Here is a 17,461-nt window from a genome sequence, read left to right on the forward strand (position 1 = left end):
TACATGGATTCAATCGTTCAACAATCGTTAAAACTCATTGAAAGTGGCAAAGTTCCAGATCAAGTTATTCGTCTTGGTATCCAAGCACTTTGCAAAAAACGTCTTGAGCAAGAAGGTCGTTTTGACCCTGTATTCGCTTCACAGCGTTATATGGATGTATTAAGAGACTTGAAAAAAAGTAAAATCGCGATTGATACAGACAAGGCAAATGAACAACATTATGAATTGCCTACAGCATTCTTTCAGGCCGTGTTGGGCAAGCGTTTAAAGTACAGTGCCAGTTTATTCCATGATGCTAAAACCAGTTTAGATCAAGCTGAGGAAAATGCCCTGCAGGTCTACTGTGAACGTGCGCAATTACAAGATGGTCAGGACATCTTAGAAATAGGCTGTGGTTGGGGATCACTCAGTTTGTATATGGCAGAGCATTATCCAAATGCCAACATTACGGTAGTATCAAACTCCAATACTCAACGTCTTCACATTCAACAACAAGCCAAAGAAAAGCAATTTAACAATTTGACAGTCATCACATGTGATGTAAATCAACTCGAGTTGGAGCAAAACTCTTTTGATCGTGTTGTATCCGTTGAAATGTTTGAGCATGTTCGAAACTATCAGCGATTATTTGCCAATATTAGCCAATGGCTCAAAGCAGATGGTTTATTGTGGTGTCATATTTTCTGCCATCGATTTATTCACTATCCATTTGAAGTTAAAAATGATTATGACTGGATGTCTAAATATTTTTTTACAGGCGGTTTAATGCCTGCTGTTTCGACTTTCCTGCACTTTCAGGATCATTTACAGTTAGAAAACCAATGGCAATGGTCTGGACAACAGTATGAACATACAGCCAATGCATGGTTAAATAATATGGATCAAAAAAAGGACTTACTTAAACCACTATTTAAGCAAACTTATGGTCAAGATGCGGAAATCTGGTGGCAACGTTGGAGAATCTTTTTCATGGCTTGTGCAGAACTGTTTGGTTATGACAAAGGTCGTGAGTGGGTGATTGGCCATTATTTGTTTAAGAAGCGAGCTGTTTGAAGTTCAAACTAATTTTAGCGATAAGGTGAAGAGGGTACATGTCCATGATGAGGCTATTTAGGGATAAACGCGATCATCCTTTGGGTGAGGTGTTTAACCGCTATTATTGGCTACAAATTGGTCTTATTGCCTTGTCTATTGTGATTGGGATTGGTTGCAGTGCTTGGGTCATTAAAGGAACATTGCTGACCACAGCGCTCGAACAGGAGATGGAGCATTACTGGCAGCGTATGGAGCGTAATCCAGAAGCTGCTTTACCCGACACTAAAAATTTATATGGATATCGTTGGTCCGATGACGAGTTAGCCCCCTCTGAATTTCGTAATTTAAAACTCCAATCGGGTGTACATCGACACTATATCGATGGTAAAGACCGGATGACAGTTTATGGGACACGCAATGGTAAACACGTTTTTTTAGTGTTTGGTGAAAGTAATGTTAATAAGCTTATTTGGCTGTTTGGTTTAGCGCCACTCATGGTCAGCTTATTTTTGCTATACAGTGTGCTGTGGTGGTGGAATCGCCGTGCACGCCGCTATTTTTCGCCCATCACACGCTTAGCCAATGCACTCGAACATATCGATTGGGAACATCAGAATAATCGAGCATCACCATTTAAAGAAATTAAAACAGATTCTAATTTGGAGGCTGAATATCTCAAGCAAGCACTTGAAAAATATCATCAAGTTTTAAGCGAATTCATTCAGCGTGAAAGAGAGTTTACTGGCGATGTTAGTCATGAACTTCGAACACCGCTCACAATATTGAAGGGAAATGTACAACTTTGTCAGGCCCGTTATGGTGATAACAAATCTTTTACTCGATTGCAAAACACAATAGAAGATATGCAGTTATTGGTCGATACACTTTTGGCGATTGCTCGAAATACCACAAGCAATTTACAAAGTGAAAAAACACGCTTATCAGAACTGCTTCAAGATGTTGTAAGTGACTTGAATAGTGTCAGTTTGGCAAAAGGAATGAGTATCGATTTAAACATCGAAGTTAATGAGGTCAAACGTCATTTATATCCATCGATGACAAAAATGGTGTTTAGCAATATTTTAAGAAATGCATTGAATTACTCTCAAGGTACAAGCATTAATGTCATTCTCGAAAAAAATAAAGTGTTGGTCGCAGATAATGGTATCGGGATTGATTTACCGAATAACTCTAAGGTGCAAGAACTAACGAATCAGCAGCTGCAACTCGATATCAAAGGTCATGGTATCGGGCTACAACTAGTTCAAAAATTATGTAAACAACTTGGCTGGAGAGTAGAGTTATTTGATCGTGAATACTATTTGATGACTCATCCAAAAGTTGACTTGTCACTCAGTTCAGGACTGATTGTGGTCGTTTACTTGAATGATCAGCCTCCAAAATAGTGTATTTGGAGGAATTTGATCTGAAGTGCGAATTCAGTAGTAACTAGTTTTATTCAACTGCGATCTTTAGACCTACCCCTGAAACGGTGTGTATTAATTTTTGTTCAAAGGGCTTATCGACCATTTTTCTTAAATTATAGATATGGCTTCTGAGTGCATCGCTTTCTGGTTCTTCATCCCCCCATAACTCAAGCATGATCTCCTGTTTAGTGAGCACTTTAGGTGAGTTTCGCATAAGTAATTTTAAAAGTTTGAATTGAATAGGTGGCAGTTCGATCATTTGACCTGCACGAGTGATTTGCTGTAAAGCAGGGTCTAATGTGAGATCGTGAATTTTGATTTGGCTGTTAGATACTTCTCCTAATGAGCGTTTGATCAGTGCACGAACACGATAAACCAATTCATTAAAATCAAATGGTTTGACTAAATAATCATCTGTACCTGCTCGGAAACCTTTTAATTTATCATCCAAAGTATCACGAGCAGTCAGCATCAGTACCGGGAGGTCGAGTCCTTGTTCGTTGCGAAGCCATTCACACAGGTCATACCCTGTACCGTCAGGTAAATTAATATCTAACAGTAGAATATGATAAGGATGTTGCTTGAGCAGTTGACGTGCCACATCCAAATTACGCGCATGATCAACCACAAAATTATGCTCTTCTAAAAATTCACATAATGTTGAAGCAAGTTCGTAATGATCTTCGACCATTAAAATAAAATGTTTAGTCATGTCGACACGATTAGTCCAATAATTGCTTTTTTAAAGTATCACTAAATGGAGACGAACCCAGCCAAATTTTAAAATAATCATTGGCATTCATGTATTGAATTTTACCCAAAATTTTTTGATTTAGACTCAAAGTTAAAGTCTGGGTCGTATGGGTATAGCTTAGACTGTAAATATCACCAGATCGAACCGGTCGATACAATTGTGTGATCTGGTCAAGCTGTTTCAACGTATTGGCTTGTTTGACATTTCGTTTGAGAAAGTGCGTTGCAGCCCTTTTAAAAGCCCATTCTGGAATATTTTGAGTATAAGCAAAGTCCATGCGAATATCTTGATTCTTCCAAGTGCTTTGACAATTTTGAGCGAAATAAGTTGCTTTACCGACATTTTTTTGTCCGACTTTGAGGTCTCCTTGACCACACTCACGTACACTTTGTGCATGCGCGAGTGGTAAGAAGAATAGACTCAAAGCAGAGAGAGCCATTATTGCGATTTTTTGAAAGGTAATAACCATGCGTATAACCCTCCAGCATATGGTAGTGAGCGAAATAAGCCATCAGCTGGGTCCCAAAAGTCTTGCTGGAACACAATTTTGTCTTGCTCATTGAGTTTTATTTCACTGATTCCATGTGATTCCATGCTTCGAGTCGTGCCGAAGATTTTAAAATCATATGCCATACGCCAATGCACATAGGCTGAGTCGTCAAAATGTGATGTGTTGAGCAATTTGACTGAAACATTACTGACACGGTTATTCATACCTTTGAAATGTTCGACTAGATTTTCACGCTTACTAAATTGTGAAAGTGTGTCATTGATATATAAACTGTCAGCATACAGATTGCTTGCTCGGTTAGTGAATTCAGGTGTACCTAAAGTATTGAATGCACTGGTAAAACGAACCCCTATATCTTGAGCTTTGGCAGGCGTCATGGTGATGCCTTGAACTGTCGATCTTGCTTGAGCATAATCATCAGAGTAACTTGGAATGCTTGCACAGCCTGATAAAAAGAGTAGAGGAAGGCTCAATGTCGCAGCCACAATTTTTTTGACGTGTTTCATGATCTCAATCCACTAATTTATTCTTATTTTTTAATCTACTGGCAATCTTGTGAAATGGATGTGAAATTAAAATATGAGCTGTGATCGATGAAAGGTATTTGTGTTAAAGGGAGTTCCGTTGAACTCCCTTTAACTTTGTTTTATTTAAATTTCCAAGTGTAATCAATGTTGACACGCATTTCGTCATCCGACTTAAATGCCATACCTACTGGTGGGATATCGTTACGGTAGCGACTATAACGTGTACGAATATTTAAACCTTCGAGTTTACCCGTTGGAACACGATAGCTGAGCTCGAAATCAAGAGCATCTTGTTCAAACGTCTGATTGTCGGTGTTACGAATTTCAATATCATCGCCTTTACTATAACGAGTCATAAACTTTAGACCTTTCAATGAAGTGTCTTTAAAGTCATAGTCATAGCGTGCGTGATAGACTTTTTCATTAATGTTGGTGAAATCAGCACTCATACTATCTAAGAACACTGCTGGCTCTGAACCCGCTAAGGTCGGAAGAGCTGTATCACCAAAAGACTGCATATAGCCCAAACTGAAAGTATGATTGTTACGGTTAAGCCCAAAAATACCGCTCAAATGTTGATTTTCAATATGTCCTGCACGAGCTTGACCAGAGTCTTCACTCACAAACAGGCGTAAATCCCCTAATAAATGCCCAATACCTATATCATGTTTGCTTTTTGCACTAATGAAATTTTGGTGATAAACATCATGAAGATTGGCATGAAAGAGTTGCGCAGTAATTTGATCGTTAAATTTATATTCAGCACCAAACATGTGTAAGCCAGATGATTCGGCAGCAGTCTTAAATCGATTATTAGGATTGCCAACTTTAATTTTTTCATAATCTGTTGAATCACGTTGATTCACACGATCCACATACAGGGCATGAATTTTCAAATTATCCACTTCATTGATTTGAAGATGTGTACCTCGATAATTTTGCTGGAATAAACGAGCTGGTGAAGAGAACAAAACAGGGAACATTGGTGCGAGTGTACCCCCATGTAAAGTCGATTTGCCCACTTTCGCTTTTGCCGTCCAGCGAATTTCTCCATACTGATCAGCTTTACCTGATGGACTGCTTGGCAGTAATCCCGAAGCTGCATAATCGTCGGCATCACTGCCTAAAAGATTAAAACCTGCCAGTGCCATAATGTCTAAACCTAGTCCTACGGTACCTGGTGTATAGCCTGAATTAGCTTTAAAGATAAAACCTTGAGCCCAGTCTTTCTGATCTTTACCTGATTCATCTTGTGTATATGCGCGATCAAAATAAAAATTGCGAGCTGTTAGATTGACTGATGATTCATCTATAAATGAATTTGCTTGCGTTGTTGATAGAAATCCAGACGCAATTACCCCTAAAAAGATTGCAGAAAATCTCATTATTGTCCCTATATGAAAAGTGGAGCTAGACGTCTTGTCTAGCTCTAAAGTATTAAAAAAATGATTATGCAGATGTTGGTTGTTGGAAATGCAATTGTGCAGTTTCTTTATTTTTGAGTTTTGAAATGCTTAATACCATGATAATGGCTGCAACGAATGCCAACGCATAATAACCGTAAAGTACAAGTGATGAGATACCACTGTCGAGGAAAGCACCTGCTACCAGTGGAGACAAAATACCGCCTACACGACCAAAACCAATCGCATAACCAACACCAGTCGCACGAACATCAGCATCATAGATTGCAGGAGACATCGCATATAGACCTGCGACACATCCGTTTGACATCATGCCAAGGAATAAAGCGAGAATGAATGCGATCATGAGTGAACCAGTACTGTTCACAAATAACCAGATCAAGATTGCAGTTAAGGCAAGGAAAGCCGCTTGAACATAGTAAATACGGATACGTGAACTAATCAGACCTAACAGCGCAGCACCAAACATACCGCCAGCACTAATCAGGACACCTGCTGTTACACCTTGTTCAGTGGTCATCCCATTTGCAGATAAGATTTTTGGTGTCCAACTCATGACGAAGTAGAAACCAAACATAACGAAGAAGAAGCTAAACCAGATACAAATCGTTTGAAGTGCCAATTTAGGGCTGAACAAACGTGCCAAACCACTCTTTGCTTGTTCGCTGGTCATAGTAACCGTAGGAAGTTGCTGTAATGGGGTAATATTGATTTTCTTTGCTAAAACATTAATACGTTCTAGAGCATTTTTTGGCTGTTTAACCAAAAGGTAATCAAGTGATTCTGGTAAGGTGAAATAAGACACGACCAACATGAATAAAGTCGCTAGACCACCTGTTAAGAAGACTGCACGCCATCCGAAATTGCTGATAAGCGCAATTGCAATAATCCCACCAACGGTTGCACCAATCGCGTAACCTGTACATTGTAAGCTGACTGCGAGACTTCTCCAACGCAGAGATGCGTACTCACTTGCAATAACATTACTACTTGCGAGAATACCGCCGATGCCTAAACCAGTCACAAAACGCATCATGCCAAGTTGCATTGCAGTCTGAGCAAATGATGCTGCAACCATACTTACTCCAGAGATAAGTAGGCAAAGTAAGATGAGTGGGCGGCGACCGATTTTGTCAGCCCAAGGTGCAAGAAATAGTGAGCCAGCACCCATACCAAATAGGCCAGCACTCAATAGTGCACCAAGTTCAGCGCCAGTCAGTCCCCACTCGGCAGAAACAGATGCAGCAGTAAAGGCCATGACAAGAACGTCAAAGCCATCAATAACATTTAATAAAATACAGATACCGATAACAAACCACTGAAACCCATTCATGGTCTTGTTATTCATTTCCTCACGCGGGTTCTGAACCATTTACTTTCTCCATGGAATAAGACCTCATTGAAAAGCACTACGTCTGGCATGTGATTACATGTCATAAACGTAGGCAGACTTCAGAAGTCATCCTAGTAATGTTTAAGGTGTTCATCGCAGTCAGAACCCGTCCATATTCTGGTATTGATGAAATAATCAACACGTCTGCAATGTGCATGAATTTAGCATTATTGGATCCAAATTCAAGCAAAAAAATATTAACTTAGATATATTTTAGATTAAATGGATCCATATTTGCGAAGAAGTACTTGAAAAATATACTAAAGTACTAGGGATTAAAAAAATGAACGCCTCAGTTAAAGAAAGGAAAAAAATCTTAAAAGTTCATTCGAATCTTCCGAATTTTATAAAATAGCGCGCAAATCATGAGCTACTTGTTTAAGCTGGGGCAAAATATTTTGGATTAAATATGTTTCTGTAATTCTGTGGCTGGATCCGATACAGTTGAGTGCGGCTACAGTATCACCTTGCATGTTGAGAATAGGGACAGCTAAAGCAATAATTCCCAATTCATGTTCTTCTGTAGAAATGCAATAGTCTTGTTTTTGAACAGTTGCAATAGTGTTTATAAACTTTTGATGATCTATGATGGTAAAAGGCGTTAATCTCTTGAGTGGATATTGTGCAAGCCATTGATTAAGTTCATCATGTCTCAATCTTGAGAGTAGTATTTTACCTGTTGAGGTGGCGTAGGCTGGAAGGCGATTACCTAGATGAATACCCAACGGACTCATTTTAGATGATTCGTTCTGTTGAGGAACACTTTTCGCAACAGGTACTACTTCATGTTCATCGAGTACCGTGACTGAATAGCTCAGTGCAGTTTTGATACTGAGTAAATTCAGCATAGGTTGAGCGACTTTTGGCAAATATGCAGAGCTTAGATAAGCACTTGAAAAGCGTAAAACTTTGTAGGTGAGCCAATAAAAATGTTCATCTGTGTCTAAATAACCTAAAAATTTTAAAGTTCTTAAATATCGTCGTGCTGCGCTGCGACTCAATCCTGTACGTTCAGCAATTTGGGTGACATTTAATTTTTGACGTTCAACACCAAAGCACTCTAATAGATTCAAACCTTTAGCAAGGCCTGCAATATAATCATCATATTGAATTACTTCTTTATTTTTAGCATTTGAAATCAATTCATTGCGCATGATATTGCTCTGATTTACACCCTTTAATTCTGATATCTTGTCCGATGATCGGTCATTTGTCACTAAATTCGGTCGTATTTAGGGCTAAAGTCTAGTACCTCAGTTGGAATTTCATTAGGTTTTACAAAAGGAAAAAAATTGAGGGTGTTTGCAATATGGAAATTTTAAAAACCAAAGTCGCGATTATTGGTTCAGGTCCAGCAGGTTTATTACTCGGTCAACTGCTATATAAAGCGGGTATTGATCATATTTTAATTGAACAGCGTAGTGCTGAATATGTTGCCAGTCGTATCCGTGCTGGGATTTTAGAGCAAGTTTCAGTAGATTTATTGACTGAAGCTGGTGTAGATCAGCAACTCCGTGAAAAAGGGTTACCTCATCAGGGTATTGAAATTCTAACCAATGGTGAAAAGCACCGTGTTGATTTAACGCAGTTGACGGGTGGTAAACAAGTTACGGTATATGGCCAAACTGAAGTCACCAAAGATTTAATGCAGGCTCGCACAGCGGCTCAACTCACTTCATACTATGAATCAGCTAACGTTCAAGTACATGATTTCTACGGTCAACCAAGTGTTACTTTTGAGCATAATGGTCAGCAAGTTAAAGTTGAATGTGATTTTATCGCAGGTTGTGATGGGTACCATGGTGTGTGCCGTGCCAGTGTGCCAGAAGACAAAATTAAAACTTTTGAGAAAGTCTATCCATTTGGCTGGTTAGGGGTATTGGCAGATGTACCTCCTGTTGCGGAGGAACTAATTTATGTGCAATCTGATCGTGGATTTGCATTATGCAGTATGCGTTCTAACACGAGAAGTCGCTATTATCTACAAGTACCGTTAACGGATAAAGTTGAAAATTGGTCAGATGAGCAATTTTGGGAAGAGTTAAAAAATCGTCTAGATCCTGAAAGCCGTGAAAAGCTCGTGACTGGTCCATCAATTGAGAAGAGTATTGCGCCATTACGTAGTTTTGTCACTGAGCCAATGCGTTTTGGTAAAATGTTCTTGGCGGGTGATGCTGCTCATATTGTACCGCCAACAGGAGCTAAAGGTTTAAACCTCGCTGCATCTGATATTGCGTATCTTTCTCAAGCTCTCATTGAATATTATCAAACGGGTTCTGAGCAGGGGATTGAGCAGTATTCTGAAAATTGCTTAAAACGTGTATGGAAAGCAGAGCGTTTCTCTTGGTGGATGACTCATTTATTACATCGTTTTGAGACAGAAACCGAATTCGAGCATAAAATCAAACAAGCTGAATTAAGTTATATTCTTGGTTCAGAAGCAGGGCAAACTACGCTTGCTGAAAACTATGTTGGACTACCACTCCAAAAAGCGAGTTAATCCTCGAAGTCAAGCTTAATCCATTGGCTAATTTTTAGCACACACCAAATTGCTCCACAATTTGGTGTGTTTTTTTATTAAACAAATTGTCTAAATTCAATCGAGGTTTGCTGTAATAAGGGCAGAATATACTGAATTAAATATTCCTTACTGGTTTTACCTGTCGGTGACACAATGTTCAATGCTGCGACAACATCAGCACGATGATTGTGAATAGGTACAGCCAAAGCATGTACGCCTAACTCATGTTCTTCAGCTGAGTAACAATATTCATCAGCTCTAACTTCTGCTAATAATTTTATAAATTTCTCATTATCGGTATACGTATATTTGGTGAGTGCTTTGAGTGGATATTTTTCCAACCATTCTTGTTGTGCTTCCTTGGATAAATAACTTAATAAAATTTTCCCTGCAGATGTCGCATGAGCGGGTAGTCGATTACCTAAATGTAATCCATAAGGATTAACACGATCAGTCTGTTGATGCGCTGCACTACGTGCAATCGTAATAGCTTCGTAGCCATCTAATACCATCACGGAATAAATGAGAGAGGTTTGCTGAGTGAGTAAATTCAACAATGGCTGAGCAATTTTAGGCAGCTGTGCACCACTTAAATATGCACCTGAAAATTTTAAAACTTTAGGTGTTAAATAATAGTAATGACCATCAAATTCTAAATAACCTAAATATTCTAAAGTCATTAAATGTCGCCTTGCAGCGGCTCGAGTCAACCCTGTTTTTTCTGCAGCCATGGTCACATTTAAACGGTGACGGTCATTTGCAAAACAATCTAGGATAGCCAGTCCTTTGCTGATACCTGCAATAAAGTCTTCATGACGAATCCACTTTTTATTATCTGGATTTTGAAGTTGTCTGTTCCTTGAGTCTGATTCTGTAGACACAGCATTTTCCTTGCTATTTTAAAAATTGAATTATTAATGCTGATTTAGAATCTTGAGCAATATACTCAAGATATTGTTCGATCATCGAACAAAAAATCTGTAAATCGTACAAAAACCTTTTTTCAAGGTAGCTCAAGCTTTTTAATTTATCAAGAATGGAGTGTCGGAATCCAAGCGATTTAGTTGCATATTTCAATCTCCGTCCAGATTGAAATTGCGCTAATCGTGGATTCCCCAAATATTAAAATATGTTGTACAGAGGGAGTTGTTGGATGATCGATAAATCGTCACAGTCTTTAGTTGAAGCTTTATCCCAAATTAAAGACGGTTCAACCATTATGATTGGTGGGTTTGGTACCGCAGGTCAGCCTGCTGAACTCATCGATGGCTTAATTGAACTCGGTATTAAAGACTTAGTGATCGTCAACAACAACGCAGGTAATGGTGATTACGGCTTGGCTAAACTGTTACAAGCAGGCGCTGTACGTAAAATCATCTGTTCTTTTCCTCGTCAGTCTGACTCTTATGTCTTCGATGAACTCTACCGTGCAGGCAAAATCGAGTTAGAACTTGTACCGCAAGGCAACTTGGCTTGCCGTATTCAAGCGGCGGGTATGGGCTTAGGTCCAATCTACACACCTACAGGTTTTGGTACTTTGCTTGCTGAAGGCAAACCAACCATGAATTATGAAGGTAAAGACTACATTTTAGAAAATCCAATCAAAGCTGACTTTGCGTTTATTAAAGCGCATAAGGGCGATCGCTGGGGGAACTTGGTGTACCGTAAATCTGCACGTAACTTTGGTCCAATTATGGCCATGGCAGCAGATATCACCATCGCACAAGTATCAGAAGTCGTGGAACTCGGTGCCTTAGATCCTGAACACATCATCACCCCTGGGATCTTTGTACAACACGTTGTACAAGTTCAACCTGCACAGTAATTTGAGATTGGAGAAATAAAATGAGTTATCAAAAATTAACCCGTGATCAAATTGCTGAACGTGTTGCACAAGATATTCCTGATGGTGCTTATGTCAACCTTGGGATTGGTTTACCAACTAAAATCTCGAGTTACTTACCTTCTGACAAAGATGTCTTTTTACATTCTGAAAATGGTTTATTGGCCTTTGGTCCACCCCCTGCGGAAGAAGACCGTGACCCTGAGTTAATTAACGCGGGTAAAGAGTTTGTAACCCTGCTAGAAGGCGGAGCTTTCTTCCATCATGGTGATTCATTTGCCATGATGCGTGGTGGTCATTTAGACATCGCAGTCTTGGGTGCTTTCCAAGTCGCTGAAAATGGTGATCTTGCAAACTGGCATACCGGTGCACCTGATGCCATCCCTGCTGTGGGTGGTGCAATGGACTTAGCCGTGGGTGCGAAAAAAGTCTTTATTACCACCGATCATGTGACGAAAAAAGGCGAGCCTAAAATCGTTGCTGAGCTGACTTATCCTGCGACAGGTTTGAAATGTGTGGACCGCATTTATACGGACCTTTGTGTGATTGATGTGACGGCAGATGGCATGAAAGTCATTGAGAAAGTTGAAGGCTTATCTTTTGAAGAGCTTCAATCGATGACGGGTGCCAAACTCATTGATGCCACTCAGGCTTAAGACTGGTTTTAGGATCTTACACTATGAAAAACGCATACATCATTGATGCCATCCGTACGCCTTTTGGTCGTTATGCCGGTGGTTTAGCACCTGTCCGTGCGGATGACTTAGGTGCAGTGCCATTAAAAGCGTTAATGGAACGTAACCCTTCTGTGGATTGGAATGTCGTCGATGACGTTTTATTTGGCTGTGCCAACCAAGCCGGTGAAGATAATCGTAACGTCGGTCGTATGTCGGCGCTTTTAGCAGGTATTCCTTATACAGTACCTGCAACCACAGTCAACCGTTTATGTGGTTCATCACTCGATACCGTAGCAATGGCTGCGCGTGCCATTAAAGCTGGTGAGGCTGACGTGATTGTGGCAGGTGGTGTTGAATCCATGTCACGTGCTCCATTTGTGATGGGTAAATCTGAGAGTGCATTTGGTCGTAGTCAAAAGATTGAAGACACCACCATGGGCTGGCGTTTTATCAACCCGAAGCTTAAAGAAATGTATGGTGTTGAAACCATGCCGCAAACGGCTGAAAACGTGGCTGAACAGTTCAATATTAGCCGTGCTGATCAAGACCAATTTGCGTTATCCAGCCAACAACGTACGGCTGCTGCACAAGCACGCGGTTTCTTTGATCAAGAAATCGTGCCTGTGACTATTCCACAGCGTAAAGGTGATGCAGTTGTGGTGGCAAAAGATGAACATCCTCGTGCCTCAACCACTTTAGAAGCGTTAACCAAGTTAAAACCTGTTGTAAAAGCAGACGGTACAGTAACCGCAGGTAATGCATCAGGCATTAACGATGGTGCTGCTGCGATTCTGATTGCTTCTGATGCAGCTGTAGAAAAATATGGTTTAAAGCCTCGTGCCAAAGTGATTGGTGCAACCACCGTTGGGGTTGAACCTCGCATTATGGGCTTTGGTCCTGCACCTGCGATTAAAAAGTTACTGGCTCAAACAGGGTTAACACTAGAGCAAATGGATGTGATTGAGCTGAACGAAGCGTTTGCAGCACAAGCATTGGCGTGTACACGTGACCTAGGTTTAGCCGACGATGATGCACGTGTAAACCCAAATGGTGGTGCTATTGCATTAGGTCATCCATTGGGTGCATCAGGTGCGCGTTTGGTGACGACTGCACTGAATCAACTTGAAGCAACTGGTGGCAAATATGCATTGTGCTCTATGTGTATCGGTGTGGGTCAAGGCATCGCTTTAATTATTGAAAAAGTTTAACAGCAATTTTTGGACAGACGCTTTATGGTGAAACACATGATGAAGCGTAATAGGGATAAGTTATGAGTCAGTTATATGCAAGTTTGTTTTATCAGAATGATGTAAATATCATATTTAGTGATGAAGCACTCGTAAAATATATGTTGCGTGCAGAGGTTGCACTGGCTCAAGCTCAAGCTGAAGTTGGTGTTATTCCCTTAATTGCTGCTGAAACGATTCAACGTGTTGCAGAACAAGAAATTCATTCCATTATTAATTTTGATCATTTGGCACAGTCCAGTGGTCTCGCTGGCAATATTGCAATTCCATTCGTAAAGCAATTCACTGCTGCTGTGAAAAAAATCAATGAAGATGCTTCTCGTTATGTGCATTGGGGTGCGACCAGCCAAGATATCATTGATACGGCCTTTATGCTGCAAGCTCAAGATGCGTTACAGCTGATCGAAATGCAACTTATCCAGGCTATTCAGGCAACTAAAAAACTGACGATTCAATACCGTGATCAGGTGATGATCGGACGTACATGGTTGCAACAAGGTTTACCTCTTACCTTTGGACATAAAACAGCACGGTGGCTCTCTAGTTTAGATCGAGATTTAAAGCGTGTTCAGCAGTTACAGCAACATGTCTTAACAGCGCAGTTAGGTGGTGCGGTAGGTACTTTAGCTTCATTAACTGAATATGGTTCGGCTGTAGTGAGTACCTACGCACAAAAACTTGGTTTAAATACACCCGTATGTACATGGCATGGGGAACGAGATCGTGTAGCCGAAATTGCACATGTACTTGCAACGATTACAGGAAACTTGGGCAAGATGGCCCGTGACTGGTCACTCATGATGCAAACAGAAATTGCAGAAGTGTTTGAACCGAGTGGTGCTGGGCGTGGAGGGTCATCGACGATGCCTCATAAGCGTAATCCTGTTGCAGCTGCTTCAATTCTAGCCGCTGCAAATCGCGTCCCTGCATTAATGTCAAGTATCTACCAAAGCTTAGTACAAGAACATGAACGAAGTTTAGGTGCATGGCATGCTGAATGGCTAGCGTTACCAGAGTTATTTCAACTGACGGCGGGTAGTTTAAGTAGAGCAATCGATGTATTTACGGGATTAGAAGTAGATCCTGAAAATATGTTCAGAAATTTAGAGTGCACGCAAGGATTAATCATGGCTGAAGCACTGATGATGTCACTCGCACCTCAGATGGGTCGATTGAATGCACATCATCTTGTGGAAGCTGCTTGTAAGCAAGCAGTTGCCGAACAACGACACTTACTCGATGTTGTACAAAATAATCCAGAAATATTAGCTATTTTTGATCTAGATCAACTCCGTCAGATTTTTAATCCGCAACATTATCTAGGAAATACTCAAGCACAAATAGATGCGGTACTAGAGAGCGTTCAAGGAAGTACACCATAATGACATTAATCAATAATCGTAATGGTCAGCAGCTTGCGGTCTATCGTTTTGGTGACGATACAAAACCAAGCATCATTTTTTCAAACTCACTGGGCACTGATCATGGCATGTGGCAAGCCCAAATTGATTATTTTTCCAAAGATTATGATGTGATTTGCTATGACACACGTGGTCATGGAAGAAGTAGTGTCATTGAAAATACCACAATCATTGATTTGGCCAATGATGTCCTTGATGTACTCAATCATTTCTCTATAGAAAAAGCGCATTTTTGTGGTATCTCCATGGGGGGAGTTACTGGGATTCAATTAGGCATAATTGCACCAGAGCGTTTTAACTCTATTACGATTGCAAATTCAGCAGCAAAAATTGGAAATGCCGAGGCATGGTTGAGTCGTGCAGATGCGGTTGAACAAAATGGTTTGGCTGATATCGTCAGTACTACACATACGCGTTGGTTTAGTGAACAGTTTGATTATTTACACGATGTGACAGCTCAAAAAACCATTCAGAGTTTGTCTGTCACTCAGCCTAAAGGCTATGCAGCCTCTTGTCGTGCTTTAGCTCAGACGGATTTACGCAATCAACTTGGAAAAATTATTGTGCCTTGTTTGGCATTATGTGGCGGCTTAGATCCTGTGACCACAGTGAATGATGGTGAGTTTTTAAAACAACATATACCTGACTGTCAACTTGCAGTCATAGATGCATCGCATTTATCCAATATTGAGCGACCAGTTGAATTTAACCAAGCATTGTTTGCTTTTATTCAGTCTTAAGCACATCTGAACATCAAATAATTTCAATTTTAAAGAGGAACAACCTCATGAATGATGAAGAACGTTATAAGCAGGGGCTAGAAGTCCGTACTGAAGTCTTGGGTGAAGCCCATGTCGGGCGTTCACTTGAAAATTTAAATGAATTTAATGCTGATTTTCAAAACTTCATTAGTCGTTTTGCATGGGGTGAGGTTTGGTCACGACCAGGATTGCCAAGACATACACGTAGTTTGGTGACGATTGGAATCTTACTTGCATTGGGGCGTGAAGCAGAGCTCAGAATGCATATTCGTGCTTGTTTCAACAATGGCGTTACTAAAGATGATCTTAAAGAATTATTTTTGCATGCGGCTTTATATGCAGGACTTCCTGCAGCCAATGCTGCAATGCATATGGCAGAAGAAGTATTTGCAGAGTTAGGCATTTCGCCTGAGAAAATTAAATAAACGGACGATATTTTAAATTGAATAAGGAGAGATTCATGTCTCAAATTCTGATGGGTGCTTATGCACAGCGAAATACAGATGATCATCCACCAGCATATGCACCGGGATATAAAACCAGTGTATTACGTTCCCCGAAAAATGCACTGATTTCGATTGCGCAAACATTAACCGAGGTTACTGCACCTCACTTTAGCGCAGACTTATTGGGTCCTAAAGACAATGATTTAATTTTAAATTATGCAAAAGATGGTTTACCTGTTGGTGAACGCGTCATTATTCATGGTTATTTACGTGATCAATTTGGTCGTCCTGTTAAAAATGCTTTGATTGAAGTATGGCAAGCGAATGCCTCAGGACGTTATCGCCATCCAAATGATCAGTATGTGGGAGCTATGGACCCTAACTTTGGTGGTTGCGGTCGAATGCTCACAGATGAAAATGGATTCTTCATTTTTAGAACGATAAAACCAGGACCTTATCCGTGGCGTAACCGTATCAATGAGTGGCGTCCAGCACATATCCATTTTTCTGTGATGGCAGATGGCTGGGCACAGCGTTTGATTTCCCAGTTTTATTTTGAAGGCGATACATTAATTGATAGCTGTCCAATTTTAAAAACTGTTCCTTCAGAACAACAGCGAAGAGCTTTAATTGCGCTCGAAGACAAGAGCAACTTTATTGAAGCAGATAGTCGTTGCTATCGTTTTGACATTACTTTACGTGGTCGTCGTGCGACATATTTTGAAAATGATTTGACTTGATAGGGAGCATCAGGATGAATGGCTGGAAATTTGAAGAATTACATGAAACACCATCTCAAACAGGTGGTCCATATGTCCATATTGGATTAATGCCTAATCAAGCTGGTATAGAAGTATTTGAGCATAGCTTCAATAATCAAATGGTGAAAGATGGCACTCAAGGTGAACGTATTCGCCTCGAAGGGCAAGTTTTTGACGGTTTGGGTTTACCACTTCGCGATGTACTCGTAGAAATTTGGCAAGCTGATGCCAATGGTGTTTATCCAAGTCAGCAGGATACGCAAGGGAAGCAGCCAGATCCAAACTTTTTAGGTTGGGGTAGAGCGGGTGCGGATTTTGACACTGGTTTTTGGAGCTTCGATACGATCAAACCAGGTGCTGTTCCTGGACGTAAGGGTTCACAGCAAGCACCACATATCGCGCTGGTTATTTTTGCGCGTGGTATCAATTTAGGTTTACATACTCGAGTTTACTTCGAGGATGAAGCTGAAGCGAATGCGAAAGACCCAATTTTGAATGGTATTGAGTGGGCACCACGTCGTCAAACACTCATTGCTAAGCGTGAAGAGCGTGATGGTCAGATCGTTTATCGTTTCGATATTCGTATTCAAGGTGAAAATGAAACTGTATTCTTTGATATTTAAACTTTAAACAAGAAATTAAAAAGGTCAGTGATTTCACTGACCTTTTGTTGTTTCTATCAATAGATTTTGATGAAACAACTTATCTTAACA

General features: G+C 40.3%; 18 protein-coding genes. 11 read left to right on the forward strand and 7 right to left on the reverse strand.

Annotation, left to right across the window (positions count from 1 at the left end):
- Positions 1-3 precede the first annotated feature (3 nt).
- Positions 4-1,053 carry an SAM-dependent methyltransferase gene (locus AC1M85_RS03820; RefSeq protein ID WP_488213577.1) on the forward strand — a complete coding sequence of 350 codons (1,050 nt, stop codon included), beginning with the start codon at positions 4-6 and terminating at the stop codon, positions 1,051-1,053.
- A gap of 44 nt (positions 1,054-1,097) precedes the next feature.
- Positions 1,098-2,441 carry a sensor histidine kinase gene (locus tag AC1M85_RS03825; RefSeq protein WP_488213847.1) on the forward strand — a complete coding sequence of 448 codons (1,344 nt, stop codon included), beginning with the start codon at positions 1,098-1,100 and terminating at the stop codon, positions 2,439-2,441.
- A 49-nt stretch (positions 2,442-2,490) separates the two neighbouring features.
- Here the strand turns inward: AC1M85_RS03825 and AC1M85_RS03830 are convergent, their stop codons facing one another.
- The 6 genes from AC1M85_RS03830 to AC1M85_RS03855 form a co-directional block, all read right to left on the reverse strand.
- Complete coding sequence (locus AC1M85_RS03830; protein WP_092768268.1) at positions 2,491-3,174, reverse strand: response regulator transcription factor; 684 nt, start codon at positions 3,172-3,174, stop codon at positions 2,491-2,493.
- Between the two features lie 10 nt (positions 3,175-3,184).
- On the reverse strand, positions 3,185-3,685 hold the full coding sequence (locus AC1M85_RS03835; RefSeq protein ID WP_488213578.1) for a chalcone isomerase family protein: 501 nt from the start codon (positions 3,683-3,685) through the stop codon (positions 3,185-3,187).
- The gene (locus AC1M85_RS03840; RefSeq protein WP_171260728.1) at positions 3,655-4,233 is read right to left on the reverse strand and encodes a nuclear transport factor 2 family protein; all 579 of its coding nucleotides are present in this window, start codon (positions 4,231-4,233) and stop codon (positions 3,655-3,657) included. The genes AC1M85_RS03835 and AC1M85_RS03840 overlap by 31 nt, the downstream gene beginning before the upstream one ends.
- Positions 4,234-4,373: 140 nt before the next feature.
- Positions 4,374-5,639, reverse strand: a complete 1,266-nt coding sequence (locus tag AC1M85_RS03845; RefSeq protein WP_488213579.1) for an OprD family outer membrane porin — start codon at positions 5,637-5,639, stop codon at positions 4,374-4,376.
- Positions 5,640-5,703: 64 nt separating this feature from the next.
- Positions 5,704-7,050, reverse strand: a complete 1,347-nt coding sequence (locus AC1M85_RS03850) for an MFS transporter (protein ID WP_481594067.1) — start codon at positions 7,048-7,050, stop codon at positions 5,704-5,706.
- A gap of 365 nt (positions 7,051-7,415) precedes the next feature.
- A complete protein-coding gene (locus AC1M85_RS03855) occupies positions 7,416-8,225 on the reverse strand; it encodes an IclR family transcriptional regulator domain-containing protein (protein ID WP_488213580.1) in 810 nt (269 codons plus the stop codon).
- Positions 8,226-8,380: 155 nt separating this feature from the next.
- Here AC1M85_RS03855 and pobA point away from each other — a divergent pair, with 155 nt between their 5' ends.
- A complete protein-coding gene (gene pobA / locus AC1M85_RS03860; protein WP_481590765.1) occupies positions 8,381-9,571 on the forward strand; it encodes a 4-hydroxybenzoate 3-monooxygenase in 1,191 nt (396 codons plus the stop codon).
- 77 nt (positions 9,572-9,648) lie between these two features.
- Here pobA and pcaU read toward each other — a convergent pair whose 3' ends face one another.
- Entirely contained in the window at positions 9,649-10,473 is an 825-nt protein-coding gene (pcaU, locus tag AC1M85_RS03865) for an IclR family transcriptional regulator PcaU (RefSeq protein WP_481587829.1), read from the reverse strand.
- Between the two features lie 272 nt (positions 10,474-10,745).
- Here pcaU and AC1M85_RS03870 point away from each other — a divergent pair, with 272 nt between their 5' ends.
- The 8 genes from AC1M85_RS03870 to pcaG all read left to right on the forward strand — a co-directional run bounded on the left by AC1M85_RS03870 (position 10,746) and on the right by pcaG (position 17,371).
- Positions 10,746-11,417, forward strand: coding sequence for a 3-oxoacid CoA-transferase subunit A (locus AC1M85_RS03870; RefSeq protein ID WP_488213581.1), 672 nt, complete (start codon positions 10,746-10,748; stop codon positions 11,415-11,417).
- 20 nt (positions 11,418-11,437) lie between these two features.
- A complete protein-coding gene (locus AC1M85_RS03875; protein WP_488213582.1) occupies positions 11,438-12,091 on the forward strand; it encodes a 3-oxoacid CoA-transferase subunit B in 654 nt (217 codons plus the stop codon).
- A gap of 23 nt (positions 12,092-12,114) precedes the next feature.
- Positions 12,115-13,320 (forward strand): 3-oxoadipyl-CoA thiolase, encoded by a 1,206-nt coding sequence (pcaF, locus tag AC1M85_RS03880; RefSeq protein WP_488213583.1) that lies wholly within the window; start codon positions 12,115-12,117, stop codon positions 13,318-13,320.
- Between the two features lie 62 nt (positions 13,321-13,382).
- Complete coding sequence (pcaB, locus tag AC1M85_RS03885; RefSeq protein WP_488213584.1) at positions 13,383-14,741, forward strand: 3-carboxy-cis,cis-muconate cycloisomerase; 1,359 nt, start codon at positions 13,383-13,385, stop codon at positions 14,739-14,741.
- A complete protein-coding gene (locus AC1M85_RS03890; RefSeq protein ID WP_488213848.1) occupies positions 14,738-15,520 on the forward strand; it encodes an alpha/beta fold hydrolase in 783 nt (260 codons plus the stop codon). The genes pcaB and AC1M85_RS03890 overlap by 4 nt, the downstream gene beginning before the upstream one ends.
- Positions 15,521-15,567: 47 nt before the next feature.
- Positions 15,568-15,966 carry a 4-carboxymuconolactone decarboxylase gene (gene pcaC, locus AC1M85_RS03895; protein ID WP_488213585.1) on the forward strand — a complete coding sequence of 133 codons (399 nt, stop codon included), beginning with the start codon at positions 15,568-15,570 and terminating at the stop codon, positions 15,964-15,966.
- A gap of 35 nt (positions 15,967-16,001) precedes the next feature.
- Positions 16,002-16,727 carry a protocatechuate 3,4-dioxygenase subunit beta gene (pcaH, locus tag AC1M85_RS03900; RefSeq protein WP_092766916.1) on the forward strand — a complete coding sequence of 242 codons (726 nt, stop codon included), beginning with the start codon at positions 16,002-16,004 and terminating at the stop codon, positions 16,725-16,727.
- A 14-nt stretch (positions 16,728-16,741) separates the two neighbouring features.
- On the forward strand, positions 16,742-17,371 hold the full coding sequence (gene pcaG, locus AC1M85_RS03905) for a protocatechuate 3,4-dioxygenase subunit alpha (RefSeq protein WP_092766915.1): 630 nt from the start codon (positions 16,742-16,744) through the stop codon (positions 17,369-17,371).
- The last annotated feature ends 90 nt before the right edge of the window (positions 17,372-17,461 follow it).

This window comes from Acinetobacter sp. 24-47-64, from assembly GCF_057737055.1.